This is a genomic window from Flavobacterium sp. B330r (genome assembly GCF_056824325.1).
The window spans coordinates 59,761-73,085 of sequence record NZ_CP124860.1 but is presented as its reverse complement, the minus strand read 5'-3'; the positions used below and the strand labels follow the sequence as shown (position 1 = coordinate 73,085).

Here is a 13,325-nt window from a genome sequence, read left to right as displayed (position 1 = left end):
ATTTCTAAAAAATGCCACTTTAGGTAATTTGTTATTTGGTTTTTGCCTCAAGATGTGCATTATGAACCTGGTAGTTTTACTGCCAGGTTTTTTTATCCTTAAATATTTCTACTATTTTATGCATCCAAATAAGGATCTAAAACTTCTGCGAGTTTGTTAAGCCAATAAAAACTATCATCAATATTCTTTACTCCAAATTTGATGGTTTCACAATCTCTCATAACACATAATGAAAGTGCATTATTTACTTCTCTAATTATTTTTGCCATTTCTTTACAATCAATTTTATCAGCAAAAAAATCATTTAATCTTGTTTCAACTTCGGTTGAAAAGTTATCTGTAATCATAATCTTATATTTTTAGTAAATATATTAAAATATGACACAAATTTGTGTCGTAATAAAAAATAATTGTTAGGACTTTTGAAATATGGATATTTCAGAAGAAACTTTTATTAAAAATCTTGGAATTCACATTAGACAACTGCGTGAAAAAAAAGGTTTATCTCAACAGGATTTAGCTGATGATTGTGGTATTCCCAGAAACCAGATTGGTAGAATTGAAAGGGCTAAAATAAATACAGGTATAAAAACTCTTATAAGGATTGCAAATGCTTTAGATATTGAACTTGTAGAGTTATTAAGCTTTCATTTAAAGTAATTTATAATAAATCTACTAAATCTGCGAGAAACCCTTTGCTAACTTTGCGCATACCTTCGCGCCTTTGCGGTTAAAAAACTTTCACTATTTTTGAGACCAAATACAATTGTTTCAGAATCCATGCAGAAATTCATTAGCTTAATTGCACTACTCTTTATTTTTACAATAAGTACAGCTCAAAATAAATTCGGAAATCCAGAAGCTGATCCTTTACAAATTCAGAAAACTTACGAGCAATGGTCGGTTTATAATAAAGGAATTATGCTTTCGAGAGATTTCACTGCACTTGATTCCTCTTCAAAAGAAATCTCAAAAGAAGCTTTTTTAGATCAGCTAGCAAACGGAAATTTCATTCCAGTTCGATTGAAATCAGAAGCGAATATGTATGTTTATAAGCTATTCAAAATTCAGCCAAAAACAGATACAAGCATAAAAGCCACCATTAATCAAATTGGTTTTGATGCTTATAAAAATTATAAAATGGAAGGAACCGCTTTTCCGCAATTTTCATTTAAAGATTTAAAAGGAAATCTGGTGACCAACGAATCCATGAAAGGAAAAATCATTGTGATCAAATGCTGGTACATTCACTGTACGCCTTGCATTAGAGAATTTCCTCAGGTAAATAAATTAGTTTCAGAATACAAAGATCGAAACGATATTGTTTTTATGAGTTTAGCCGAAGATTCAACAGAACAATTAAAAACATTTTTAGCTAGAAAACCACTTTCATATTCCGTTATTCCAGACATGAAGGAATATATGAATGAATCGTTGCAATTGAATTCATTCCCAACACATTTTATCATAAACAAAGAAGGAATGATTGCTAAAGTGCTTCCAAATTTTGAGAGTTTAGAAGTGGCGCTTGCTAAAGAAAGTAAGTTATAAGTTTTAATTAATCTCGCAATCCCGATAGCTATCGGGAGCGAAGTCGCAAAGTTTTATGGCAAAGTAACCTCATTTTGTCATTTCTGACAAGATTGCGTGACGATTAAACAGCATTAAACAAAACTCTGCGCCTTAGCGACTCTGCGAGAACCTCTCATCACCAGCATAAAAACCTTAGCACCTTAGTATCTTTGCAACTTAGAACCTTTTTCACTACTTTTGCACGAAATTAATTAAAAAGACATTCATGTTAACAGTCAATAATTTATCAGTTCAATTTGGCAAACGAATTTTGTTTGACGAAGTAAATACCACATTCACTCACGGAAATATTTACGGCGTTATTGGAGCCAACGGTGCTGGAAAATCTACATTTCTTAAAATTATCTCAGGTGATATGGACCCAACTTCGGGACATATTCATTTGGAGCCAGGAAAACGTATGTCGGTTTTAACGCAAAACCATAACTTGTTCGATGAGCATACTGTTTTGGAAACCGTTTTAATGGGAAATAAAGTTCTGTACGCTGTTAAAAAAGAAATGGATGAACTTTATTTAGATTATAATGATAAAAATGCTGACCGAATAGGGGAGTTACAAGTTCAGTTTGAAGAAATGAACGGATGGAATGCCGATTCTGATGCTGCAGCGATGTTATCTAACTTAGGAATCACAGAAGCAGATCATTATACTTTAATGTCTGATATGGAAGGAAAAATGAAAGTACGTGTGCTTTTGGCACAAGCGCTTTTTGGAAATCCTGATGTACTGATTATGGATGAGCCTACCAACGATTTGGATTTCGAGACAATCGCTTGGTTAGAAAACTTCTTGGCAAACTACGAAAACACTGTAATTGTGGTATCTCACGACCGTCACTTTTTGGATGCGGTTTGTACACATATCTCTGATATTGATTTCGGAAAAATCAATCACTACTCAGGAAACTATACGTTCTGGTACGAGTCTAGCCAATTAGCAGCAAAACAACGCGCACAGCAGAACAAAAAAGCAGAAGAGAAGAAACAAGAGTTGGAAGAATTTATTCGTCGTTTTAGTGCAAACGTGGCGAAATCTAAACAAGCAACTTCTCGTAAAAAAATGATTTCGAAATTAAATATTTCTGAAATCAAACCATCTAGCCGTCGTTATCCTGCGATTATTTTCGATCAGGATCGTGAAGCTGGAGATCAGATTTTGAATGTGGAAAACTTGTCTGCTTCTGTAGATGGAGAAGTTTTGTTTAAAGATATTAACCTGAATATGGCGAAAGGCGATAAAATCGTTCTTTTCTCTAAAGATTCACGTGCTACAACAGCTTTCTACGAAATCTTAAACAACGAGCAAAAAGCAGATTCTGGAAACTTCGATTGGGGAATTACAACCAACCAAGCCTATTTGCCAGCTGAAAACCACAAATATTTCGAAAACGACTTAAGTTTAGTTGACTGGTTACGTCAGTACGCTAAAACAGAAGAAGAGCGTGATGAGGTATTTATTAGAGGTTTCTTAGGGAAAATGATTTTCTCTGGAGAAGAAGCTTTAAAAACGTCTAGAGTTTTATCTGGAGGAGAAAAAGTACGTTGTATGCTTTCTAGAATGATGATGGAGCGTGCAAACGTTTTAATGCTTGATGAGCCAACAAACCACTTAGATTTGGAGTCTATTACAGCTTTCAACAACTCGTTGAAAAACTTTAAAGGTTCTGTAATCTTCACAACGCATGACCACGAGTTCGCGCAAACTGTTGGTAACAGAATCGTAGAATTGACACCAAACGGAGTTATCGATCGTTACATGACATTTGACGAATATCTTGATGATGAAAAAATTCAAGAACAAAGAAAAAAGATGTACAATCTTTAATTTTTAAATTCCAATTTGAAAATTCCAAATTCCAATCTTTGATTTTTACAACTTTGTCAAAGTTTAAAACTTTGACGAAGTTCTACACCCATAAAAAAAATCCCAAACTCCAAGTTTAATTTGGAATTTGGGATTTTTTAATTTGTTATTTATCACTTATTTACTGCCGAACATTTTAGCGAAAATCCAGATAATAATCGCAATGATAAAAATTACGATAAAAATCCCGAATCCCATTCCGGCTTTAAAAATGTCTCCAATAACTTCACAGCTTGTAAATGAAAACAGTATTACGAATACCATTAACAATCTTAGTATTTTATTTTGCATGATTCTGATATTTTAAATTGATACTTAAAATTACTTCAGGAATAGGCAAAATGTGTTATAGAATTTTTTGGAAATGTTTTAGGATTTGGATTTTATAATTTTTATTTCTAAAGTGACAAGCCAAATAATTACTGCTATTTCCGCTAGAAAGTAAATAATTCCAAAAATAGAAATGCTTTCATAATTGTGGATTAAAATTCCAAATGTTAGGATGCAATAAAGAATATTAGCTGTATAAATTATTTTTAAAAACGATTTCCAATTTTGCTTGACTAAAGAATAACAACTGATTGAATAAACGAAAAATGTGCATGAAATAATTGAAAGGTATTCGAATATATCTTTAGATAAACCGAAAAAATCATTGAAATTTCTAAGAACAAAAAAGAGTAGAATAGTTGTAAGCAAAGCTCCAAAACCATCTACAAGAAATATGTTTTTAGGTTTTTTTAGAAAATTTTTAAGTATCACTGGACTATAACTTTAAGATATTTGCTAATACCCATATATTTTAGAAAGTTCTCTGCTAAATTCTTTTTCCCAGTATTCTGGTACTTCGAAACTAATTACTTTTGTAATTTTGTGCTGTTTCACATTTTTATTTGGAAGATTTTCAGCAAATGAAACAATTTCATCGAGGTCAACAGGAATTCTTGATAATTTTGCAATTTGTGAACCAATTAAGTCTTGAAGTAAATGAACTGCTCCCTCGTATTTTGAAGGAACATGTACGAATCTGATTCTTTCTTCAAAATTGACAATATATTCTAAGTAGTCTTTAATTAACTTAGTGACATGATGAATTTCATCTAAATCGCCTGGCTCTCCTGGTTTTCCCCAACTTTTTGTGAGTCGATCTAACAAGCCAACAGCTGGTGCTGACATTTTTCTTAATTCTGTAATTTTTTCCCCAATCCATTCGGATGCTTGATCTGATTTTATACTTTCAAATTGCCTTAAATATAATCCTTCTTTTAAATCGTCAAGTTTTCTAAAAAGAGGTTTGTTTAAAAACCTCATAAGTTCAGCTGTTAATCTGTATTCCCAACCCAAAGGTTTATCAATAATAATTCTTTTTACCAGAGGAGGGTATTCGTCAAAATCTTTAAGGATAAAAATTTGTTCTTTTAGTAGAATTTGGTCAGTATTATTTCCTAATGAGGAAGAAATAAATTCCTCATGTTTTTCTCTCCATACAAATAAAATATTAGCCGAATATCTCAATTCATCAGAATCAATAAGTTTATGACAATTTCTACATAACCAAATCGAATTAGTAATTTCTGACCTTGCATAATCAGTCATTTTGCTGTTAAATCTTTTAGAACCAGTTCTTGCTCCAAAAATATGAGCAGCTTCACCAATTTTTATTGATTTTTCAGGGTCTGAATTTGGACCGATTGTGTTTACTCTGCAATCTGGATTAGAACATTTATAACCAGCTCTTTTTGCTAAAGTATCAACTGTGGTTTTATTAAAATCTGGATTCATTAATTAATATTTTTAATTAAAAAATTTAATAGTAAAAGTAAGTTTTTTATTTATGTGGACTTTGAAAAAAAGTTTCATTTATTTCAAAAAACATTTCTCTATTCAACACCCCAACAAATAAAATCAGATTCCGTATATTTGTGCAACCAAACATTACAATCACTTATGAGTCAAAAAGTATTACTTAATTCGAAAGAAGTTACTATCATACTCCATCGTTTGGCTTGTCAGTTAATCGAAAAACATCTTGATTTCTCTGAAACTATTTTAGTGGGAATTCAGCCAAGAGGCGTTTTTTTAGCTGAACGTTTAAAACAAATATTAGAAAACGAATACAAGGTTCCTGAAATTTCTTTAGGATATCTGGACATCACTTTTTTTAGAGATGATTTCCGTCGTACTGATAAACCGCTTGAAGCCAATAAGACCCAAATCAATTTTATAGTCGAAGACAAAAAAGTCATTTTTATCGATGACGTTTTGTTTACAGGAAGAAGCATTCGTTCGGCGTTAACTGCCATTCAATCTTTTGGAAGACCTTCAGAAATTGAATTATTGGTTTTAATAGACAGACGTTTCAGTCGTCATTTACCAATTCAGCCCGATTATAGAGGTCGTCAGGTAGATGCTATTAATGGTGAAAAAGTAATTGTAAGCTGGAAAGAAAATGATGGTGAAGATGTTGTTCACCTAGTGACAAATTAGTTTAATCGGTTAACCGGTTAATTGTTTAATCGGAAAAGCCAATGATTAAACAATTAGAGAATTTAAAAAAGTTGAACCGTTAAATCGGTTAACTGTTTAATCGGAAAGAAAGCGATTAAACGATTAAACAAATAAACAATTAAACAGAAAGATGAAAGAATTAAGCGTAAATCATTTATTAGGAATTAAATATATCAACGAGAATGATATTAACCTGATTTTTGAAACGGCAGATCATTTTAAAGAAGTCATTAATAGACCGATTAAGAAAGTTCCTTCATTACGAGATATTACCATTGCCAATATTTTCTTTGAAAATAGTACCAGAACTAAACTCTCTTTTGAATTAGCACAGAAACGTTTATCTGCTGATGTAATCAGTTTTTCTGCAGCTCAGTCATCGGTTAAAAAAGGAGAGACCTTGATTGATACTGTTAATAATATCCTTTCGATGAAAGTTGATATGGTTGTAATGCGCCACTCCAATCCCGGAGCGGCTTATTTTTTATCTAAAAATGTCAAAGCCAGTATCGTAAACGCCGGAGACGGAGCGCACGAACACCCAACTCAGGCTTTATTAGACAGTTATTCGATCAGAGAAAAATTGGGTGATGTTGCTGGAAAAAAAGTAGTTATTGTAGGCGATATTCTGCATTCGAGAGTAGCCTTATCCAATATATATGCTTTGCAGATGCAAGGCGCAGAAGTAAAAGTTTGTGGACCAAAAACGTTGATTCCGAGATATATCGAATCGCTTGGTGTTACCGTTGAACCGAATTTGCGTAAAGCGCTAGAATGGTGCGATGTTGCGAATATGCTTCGTGTACAAAACGAACGTATGGATGTGAATTTCTTCCCATCGACACGCGAGTACGCACAGCAATATGGGGTTGACAAACCGCTTTTGGATTCGCTAGGAAAAGAAATAGTAATTATGCACCCAGGGCCAATCAATAGAGGAGTAGAAATTACTTCTGAAGTGGCAGATTCTGATCATTCGGTGATCTTGAATCAGGTGGAGAATGGTGTTGCGATTAGAATGGCGGTTATTTATTTGCTGGCTTCTAAGATACAGTAGGTTTTTTTAGTGATTAGTGATTAGTGATTAGTGATTAGTGTTCAGTTTTAGTATTCAGTCTCGGTCTCGGTTTTCAGTTTTGAAATGAGTGTTGCATTGAATGAAGTGTTTTTTTTAACGAAATATGCTTTGCGAATGTGGGCTTCGACTTCGCTCAGCCTGACAAACGTGAAACTTGAAACCTCAAACTTTAAACCTGAAACTTTAAACCTGAAACCTGAAACTTTAAACCTGAAACTTGAAACAACAAAAAAACTTACTAAATTAGCATCATAAAATACAAGCCCCACAAATTATAAAAATGAAAGTAGATCAAAAAGGACATACGGTTACGATTAAAGATACTCAAGGAGACGTAAACGCTTTCTTGGAAAAAGTGACGCAACAGTTTAAAACCTTTGAAAAACAAAATATTATAATCGATTTATCAGCTGATGTAGCAATTACAGAAAAAGATTTGAAAGCTTTTTTACCACTTTCTAAGCTTCATAAAAAAGCAAAAAAATCTTTTGTTATAGTTGCAACCGATCTTGATTTTAATGCTATTTCAGATAAGTTGGCTGTGGTTCCTTCACTTTTGGAAGCGCATGATATTATCGAAATGGAAGAAATCGAAAGAGACCTAGGGTTTTAATTGTAGATTTTAGAGTTCAGATTTTAGATTTTGAATGTTGAAGTCTAAAAAACAATCTAAAATCTAAAATCAACAATCTAAAATGAAGTTAACCATACTTGGCTGTTATGCCGCAACTCCGAGAACACTTACTAATCCGACTTCGCAGGTTCTAGAAATTAAAAACCGATTGTTTTTAATTGATTGTGGAGAGGGAACTCAAGTTCAGCTTCGAAAGAATAAGATTAAATTCTCAAAAATAAATCACATTTTTATTTCCCATCTTCACGGCGATCACTTGTACGGATTAATTGGGACGATTTCTACTTTTTCTCTTTTGGGAAGAACAACCGATTTACATGTTTATGGCCCAAAAGGAATTAAAGAATTAATTCTTCTTCAGTTAAAATTGACGGAATCTTGGACAACTTATTCTTTGTTTTTTCACGAATTAGAATCAAAAGAAAGTGAAGTTATTTTTGAAGATAAAAAGGTTATTGTAAAAACGATTCCGTTAAAGCATCGTGTTTATACCAATGGCTTTCTGTTTCAAGAAAAACCAGATGAAAGAAAACTAGATATTGAAGGGGTTCAGCGTTATGATATTCATGTGGCTTATTATCAGAAAATCAAAAATGGAAGTGATATCACACTTGATGATGGAACTGTAGTCGAAAATAAAAAATTGACTTTTGATCCGCCACCAACAAAAAGTTATGCCTTCTGTTCTGATACGGTTTACAACGAAGAGATCATTCCGATTATAGAGAATACGGATATTTTATATCATGAGTCTACGTTTCTGGAATCTGAAGCAAGACTGGCAGAAAAAACCTTGCATTCTACTGCAAAAGAAGCAGCCAATATTGCATTGAAAGCCAATGTAAAACAATTAATTTTAGGTCATTATTCAACACGTTACGACGGAATTGAGCGTTTTAAAGAAGAAGCCGAAACGGTTTTCCCAAATGTGCTTTTGGGAGATGATGGACGTAGTTTTGAGTTTTAACTAAAAAAGGTTCTAAGGTTCTGAGATGCTGAGGTTCTAAGGGACTAAGTTTGTATGTGGTTGTTTCAGGTTTAACATTTCACGTTTGTCAGGCTGAGCGAAGTCGAAGCCCACGTTTGCAAATCAAGTTCTGTTTATAAAAGCATTTCGACTTCGCTCAGTGTGACAGTCAAATATTCAGATTCTGTCAACCTGAAACCTGAAACCTGAAACAATAATCTAAAATCTAAAATCAACAATCTAATATCATAAGTCATGAACGATTTAAGTAATTATAGAAAATCTTACGAGAAAAGCGAATTATTAGAAAGTACTATTCCCGAAGATCCAATTAATCTTTTTAACCGATGGTTTCATGAGGTGGAAGATTTTGGCGGAAGCGGAGAGGTGAATGCCATGACGGTTTCGACAATTGGATTGGACGGCTTTCCAAAGGCTCGCGTGGTTTTATTGAAGAAATTTTCGGAAGAAGGGTTTATCTTTTATACCAATTACAATTCCGAAAAAGGAAAAGCAATAGAAGCAAACCCAAATGTTTGTCTGTCTTTTTTTTGGCAGGAAGCAGAACGTCAGGTAATCATTAAAGGAATAGCTCAGAAAACATCTGAGATTATTTCAGATAATTATTTTGATTCTCGTCCTGATGGAAGTAAGCTTGGAGCGATTGTTTCGAAGCAAAGTGAAGTGATTCCGTCCAGAACTTTTTTAGAAGAAAACTTAAAAAAACTAGAAACTGAATTTGAAGGAAAAGCAATTCCCAGACCCGAAAATTGGGGTGGTTATATTGTGACTCCATTACAAGTTGAATTTTGGCAGGGAAGACCCAACAGGCTTCATGATAGAATTCGCTACACGAGCCAGTCAGATTTTTCTTGGAAGATTGAAAGGTTATCTTCTTAAAAGTAGTTTTACGTAAGAATTTTATATAATAAATAAAAAAATAAATGCATTTCATCGATTAATTTTGCACTTTAACGGTAAATTGAATACGTTTGGTATACAATAATACGAACGATATTTATTCAAAGATAAATTTAAAGGATTTGCCCCAACATTTACTTTAAACCGCTAAAATGCTGATGATTATGAAAAAGATTATGCGCACCATGTTGTTCATTGCGATTCTTGTCGCAATGAACGCATGTTCTGCTGACTCCGCTGAAGCTGGCTTGGAAACTACTACTCCAACAGAAACACTTGTTGCAAATTACACATACAACGATACCGAAATAGAGACGATGAGATTAATAAACGAATACCGTTTGAGTATTGGTTTAAATTCTCTGGAAAGAATTAATCATATATCTTATAAATGTGAAGAGCATAATAAATATATGATTCAGAATAATGTTGTAGATCATAACGATTTTGTTGCTAGGTCTACTAATATGACTAATGTATTGGGAGCTAAAAGAGTAGGAGAGAATGTTGCCTACAATTATAAAACTCCAGAGGCCGCTGTAAGGGCTTGGCTTGATAGTCCAGGGCACAAAGAAAATATAGTTGGCGATTATACTCATTTTGGGTTATCTGTAACCACAGATGCAGCTACAGGAAAAAAATACTACACTAACATATTTGTGAAGCTTTAAAAATATATTGAACAGGTTGGTTTTTTAGAAGTCGTTGTGATTCATAGAATTGCAACGACTTTTTAAATTAAAAAAAGCTGCCTTTATGGTAGCTTTTTTTGTTTATCTGTTTTTTTAGGTTATAAAGCCGTAATAATAAATTCGCTTCGTCTGTTTGCCTGATGTTCTGCTTCAGTGCATGGAACACCGTCTGCGCATTTATTAACCAGTTCTGTTTCGCCATAGCCTTTTCCTGTTAGTCGGTTAGGCGCTATTCCGTTTTTAATGAGCCACTGGATGGTCGATTTTGCTCGACGGTCAGATAACGCTTCGTTGTACTGGTGCGAAGCTCTGCTGTCTGTGTGCGAGCGGATATCCAGCTTCATGCTTGGATTATCGTTTAAGACAACGAGTATTTTTTCCAGATCAAGCGCCGCTTCGGTTCTAATGTTAGATTTATCCAAATCAAAATAAATCATTTTGATTCCGAAGCATTTTCCCAAATCATCGCCCACAGTAACCTTGCAGGTTGATTTTTCAAGTGCAATCGGAAGATTGGTCTTGCCGCTTGTTTTATCTATGGTTATGGTTACTTCTTTTGTAGCGAATTCAGGTTTTTCTGCTCTTACGAAATAGGTTTTTCCGCATTCAACATCAAAAGTGTACATTCCGGAACCGTCTGCAGCGGCAGAGTTTTTAAGGTTCATCTGATCGTCATACAGAGTGACTTTTGCTCCCGGAAGCGCAAGTCCTGTTTCGGCATCCGATATTATTCCGTATAGCTGTTGGATGCATTTTAGCCTTCTGGTTTCTAAGAACCTGTAGATATCATCAGAACCCTGTCCTCCATCTTTATTGGAAGTGAAAAACCCTCTTCTCGTTTCAGGATCAATAATATACGCAAAGTCATCTTTTGGAGAATTGACATCTGCCCCGACATTCTGAATGTTGCTTACTTTTCCGCTATTGTCAATATTGGCCACAAAAACATCCAATCCTCCGAGACCCGGATGCCCGTCAGACGCAAAATAAATCTCGTTTTCAGAAGTTAAGTAAGGATACGTTTCTTTTCCTTCCGTATTAATCGCGTTTCCGAGATTTTGCGGAGGCCCAAACCCGCCATTTGAATTTATAGTTACTTTATACAGATCAGACTCTCCAAAAGATCCCGGCATATCGGAAGCAAAATACAGCGTTTTTTCGTCTGGGCTCAAAGCCGGATGGCCTGTGCTGTAATTATTGCTGTTGAATGGAAGTTCCGCAATATTAGTCCATTTGCCGTCTTTTCCCAGTTCTGCTTTATAAAGCTTGATTAAAGTGACCCTGCTTTCGTCCTTGCCTTTCTTGCCGTCAATATAGTTGTTTCTGGTAAAATAGACTGTTTTTCCGTCTTTGGTGAAAACAGGAGAAGCTTCGTGAAATTTGGTATTAATAGCCGATTTAAACTTATTTACTTTTGATGTGGTCCCAGTTGCGGGATCCAGATCAGCATTATAAATATTGGTGAAATATTCTCCTGTCCATTTGTGTTTGCGCTGTACAAAATTTCCCGTATCCCGTGCAGATGCAAAGTAGATTTTGCTGTTGTACACAAACGACCCGTAATCGGAGTATTGGCTGTTGATGCCAGCGTCTTCTATCTGGTACCTCCCAGAATTTGCTTTAATCTGGTCGAGATAGTTCATGTCTTCTCTGTAGAGCTTTCCTCTGCTGTCATTTTTTGATACGGCATTGAATTCTTCCAAAAGCCTATTGGCTTTGGCGATATCTCCAGCTGATTTTAAAGATTGTGCGTATCTAAAAAAGTATTCCGGCTCGGGATTTGGATTCATGGCAAATAATTCGCCGTACCATTTTGCCGCGTTCTGGAAATCTGAATTGAAATAATAGGCATTTCCCAGTTTTTTAAACATGTCTTCAGATTTGTAGCCTTTGGCCGCAACTTTTTCATAAGTCTTTATTGCATCGACATAGGCGTAGCTGTCATATTTTTTGTCTGCAGCATTTATTTTTGCCTGCTGGGCATGGCTGCCGAATGAAAAAGCGCCTATGATTGCAGCGAAAAGTAGTGTATAGTTTTTCATGATGCCTTATTTTTAGAAGAAACGAGGGGTTGTCATTTTGCCTTTGTTTGAGAAGAATTCATAGCGCAGGAAGATCTCGTGCGAGCCTGAATTGTAATTGTTCAATTTGGTGGTTTCCCGATCGTAGCCATAGCCCAAATAAAGTCCGTCTGTGATCTGAAACCCAACCATAGCGCTTAAAGAAGCGCTCCATCTGTAGGCCGCACCTATCATAAATTTATCATAGAACATAAAATTCGCAGAGACATCTACCTGCAATGGCGCCCCTTGAACCATTTTGGTCAAAATAGCCGGTTTAAATTTTATATACTGATATTTGTCAAGATCGAATACGTAACCTCCAATTAAGTAGTAATTGATTCTGTCTTTATAAATTGCAACATCATTATCGTCGTAACGGTTTGTTTCAATAAAGTTTGGAACAGACAGACCAATGTATGCTTTGTCAGAATGCCAGTAGACTCCAGCTCCGACATTTGGAGAAAACTTACTATTTAAATCCTGAAACTGAGGGTCGCCCTGATCTGCAGGATTTAATTTGTTTACATCTAAATTGAAGATATTTGCCGTTCCTTTAATACCAAACGAAAGCTTAAAATCTGCAGAGGTCTGAATGGTATAAGACAGATCGACTGAGATGTTGTTTTCATTTGTAGGGCCAATTTTATCATTGACCAATGAAGCTCCAATGCCTAATCTGCTATTGTTTATTGGCGTATTGATTGAGAAGCTGCTTGTCTCTGGCGCTCCATCAAGACCAACCCATTGGGTGCGGTAAAGGCCAAATACGCTAAATACTCCACGGGAACCTGCATAGGCAGGATTTATGGTTATTGTATTGTACATATACTGTGTGTACTGCGCATCTTGTTGTGCATACCCTGAACATGTAACTAACAGAATGACGAAGAAAAATAATTTTGTTCTCATAGTAGATTTTATTAATTTAATAATTACTATTGACTATTTAAATCATTGTTTTTTAATTAATTGTGTTTTAGAATTAATCAAAAAAATATAGATTTT

At 34.6% G+C, this 13,325-nt stretch carries 14 protein-coding genes; 9 read left to right on the top strand and 5 right to left on the bottom strand.

Annotated features, from left to right (window positions below; all coding sequences use genetic code 11):
• Positions 1-116 precede the first annotated feature (116 nt).
• Positions 117-347 (bottom strand): hypothetical protein, encoded by a 231-nt coding sequence (locus QLQ95_RS00305; protein WP_482502142.1) that lies wholly within the window; start codon positions 345-347, stop codon positions 117-119.
• An 82-nt stretch (positions 348-429) separates the two neighbouring features.
• Here QLQ95_RS00305 and QLQ95_RS00300 point away from each other — a divergent pair, with 82 nt between their 5' ends.
• From QLQ95_RS00300 to QLQ95_RS00290, 3 genes are all read left to right on the top strand, one after another.
• Positions 430-660, top strand: a complete 231-nt coding sequence (locus tag QLQ95_RS00300; protein ID WP_482502140.1) for a helix-turn-helix domain-containing protein — start codon at positions 430-432, stop codon at positions 658-660.
• A 90-nt stretch (positions 661-750) separates the two neighbouring features.
• A complete protein-coding gene (locus QLQ95_RS00295; RefSeq protein ID WP_482502138.1) occupies positions 751-1,551 on the top strand; it encodes a TlpA family protein disulfide reductase in 801 nt (266 codons plus the stop codon).
• Positions 1,552-1,798: 247 nt separating this feature from the next.
• Complete coding sequence (locus QLQ95_RS00290) at positions 1,799-3,418, top strand: ABC-F family ATP-binding cassette domain-containing protein (protein ID WP_482502136.1); 1,620 nt, start codon at positions 1,799-1,801, stop codon at positions 3,416-3,418.
• Positions 3,419-3,574: 156 nt separating this feature from the next.
• Here the strand turns inward: QLQ95_RS00290 and QLQ95_RS00285 are convergent, their stop codons facing one another.
• Both QLQ95_RS00285 and QLQ95_RS00280 read right to left on the bottom strand, forming a co-directional pair.
• Positions 3,575-3,748 (bottom strand): hypothetical protein, encoded by a 174-nt coding sequence (locus QLQ95_RS00285; RefSeq protein ID WP_008468862.1) that lies wholly within the window; start codon positions 3,746-3,748, stop codon positions 3,575-3,577.
• Between the two features lie 495 nt (positions 3,749-4,243).
• The gene (locus QLQ95_RS00280; protein ID WP_095930534.1) at positions 4,244-5,239 is read right to left on the bottom strand and encodes a hypothetical protein; all 996 of its coding nucleotides are present in this window, start codon (positions 5,237-5,239) and stop codon (positions 4,244-4,246) included.
• A gap of 165 nt (positions 5,240-5,404) precedes the next feature.
• On the opposite strand from QLQ95_RS00280, the gene pyrR reads away from it, so the two are divergent.
• From pyrR to QLQ95_RS00250, 6 genes are all read left to right on the top strand, one after another.
• Positions 5,405-5,944, top strand: a complete 540-nt coding sequence (pyrR, locus tag QLQ95_RS00275; RefSeq protein ID WP_008468864.1) for a bifunctional pyr operon transcriptional regulator/uracil phosphoribosyltransferase PyrR — start codon at positions 5,405-5,407, stop codon at positions 5,942-5,944.
• Positions 5,945-6,095: 151 nt separating this feature from the next.
• Entirely contained in the window at positions 6,096-7,022 is a 927-nt protein-coding gene (locus tag QLQ95_RS00270; protein WP_029273654.1) for an aspartate carbamoyltransferase catalytic subunit, read from the top strand.
• Positions 7,023-7,323: 301 nt separating this feature from the next.
• On the top strand, positions 7,324-7,656 hold the full coding sequence (locus QLQ95_RS00265) for a ribonuclease Z (RefSeq protein ID WP_427874565.1): 333 nt from the start codon (positions 7,324-7,326) through the stop codon (positions 7,654-7,656).
• Between the two features lie 82 nt (positions 7,657-7,738).
• Positions 7,739-8,644 (top strand): ribonuclease Z, encoded by a 906-nt coding sequence (locus QLQ95_RS00260; RefSeq protein ID WP_095930536.1) that lies wholly within the window; start codon positions 7,739-7,741, stop codon positions 8,642-8,644.
• 255 nt (positions 8,645-8,899) lie between these two features.
• A complete protein-coding gene (pdxH, locus tag QLQ95_RS00255) occupies positions 8,900-9,544 on the top strand; it encodes a pyridoxamine 5'-phosphate oxidase (protein ID WP_095930537.1) in 645 nt (214 codons plus the stop codon).
• A 173-nt stretch (positions 9,545-9,717) separates the two neighbouring features.
• The gene (locus QLQ95_RS00250; protein ID WP_428238024.1) at positions 9,718-10,236 is read left to right on the top strand and encodes a CAP domain-containing protein; all 519 of its coding nucleotides are present in this window, start codon (positions 9,718-9,720) and stop codon (positions 10,234-10,236) included.
• 119 nt (positions 10,237-10,355) lie between these two features.
• On the opposite strand, the gene QLQ95_RS00245 is transcribed toward QLQ95_RS00250, so the two are convergent.
• Together QLQ95_RS00245 and QLQ95_RS00240 are read right to left on the bottom strand one after the other, a co-directional pair.
• Positions 10,356-12,299 (bottom strand): OmpA family protein, encoded by a 1,944-nt coding sequence (locus QLQ95_RS00245; protein WP_482502134.1) that lies wholly within the window; start codon positions 12,297-12,299, stop codon positions 10,356-10,358.
• A gap of 12 nt (positions 12,300-12,311) precedes the next feature.
• A complete protein-coding gene (locus tag QLQ95_RS00240; protein WP_482502133.1) occupies positions 12,312-13,229 on the bottom strand; it encodes a PorP/SprF family type IX secretion system membrane protein in 918 nt (305 codons plus the stop codon).
• Between the last annotated feature and the right edge of the window lie 96 nt (positions 13,230-13,325).

Excerpts from the sequence above, each read along its gene's own strand:
- QLQ95_RS00240 (WP_482502133.1), bottom strand. The coding sequence starts at position 13,229 with ATGAGAACAAAATTATTTTTCTTCGTCATTCTGTTAGTTACATGTTCA.
- pdxH (WP_095930537.1), top strand. The coding sequence starts at position 8,900 with ATGAACGATTTAAGTAATTATAGAAAATCTTACGAGAAAAGCGAATTA.
- QLQ95_RS00285 (WP_008468862.1), bottom strand. The coding sequence starts at position 3,748 with ATGCAAAATAAAATACTAAGATTGTTAATGGTATTCGTAATACTGTTT.
- QLQ95_RS00290 (WP_482502136.1), top strand. The coding sequence starts at position 1,799 with ATGTTAACAGTCAATAATTTATCAGTTCAATTTGGCAAACGAATTTTG.
- QLQ95_RS00270 (WP_029273654.1), top strand. The coding sequence starts at position 6,096 with ATGAAAGAATTAAGCGTAAATCATTTATTAGGAATTAAATATATCAAC.
- pyrR (WP_008468864.1), top strand. The coding sequence starts at position 5,405 with ATGAGTCAAAAAGTATTACTTAATTCGAAAGAAGTTACTATCATACTC.
- QLQ95_RS00245 (WP_482502134.1), bottom strand. The coding sequence starts at position 12,299 with ATGAAAAACTATACACTACTTTTCGCTGCAATCATAGGCGCTTTTTCA.
- QLQ95_RS00250 (WP_428238024.1), top strand. The coding sequence starts at position 9,718 with ATGCTGATGATTATGAAAAAGATTATGCGCACCATGTTGTTCATTGCG.
- QLQ95_RS00265 (WP_427874565.1), top strand. The coding sequence starts at position 7,324 with ATGAAAGTAGATCAAAAAGGACATACGGTTACGATTAAAGATACTCAA.
- QLQ95_RS00305 (WP_482502142.1), bottom strand. The coding sequence starts at position 347 with ATGATTACAGATAACTTTTCAACCGAAGTTGAAACAAGATTAAATGAT.
- QLQ95_RS00280 (WP_095930534.1), bottom strand. The coding sequence starts at position 5,239 with ATGAATCCAGATTTTAATAAAACCACAGTTGATACTTTAGCAAAAAGA.
- QLQ95_RS00300 (WP_482502140.1), top strand. The coding sequence starts at position 430 with ATGGATATTTCAGAAGAAACTTTTATTAAAAATCTTGGAATTCACATT.
- QLQ95_RS00260 (WP_095930536.1), top strand. The coding sequence starts at position 7,739 with ATGAAGTTAACCATACTTGGCTGTTATGCCGCAACTCCGAGAACACTT.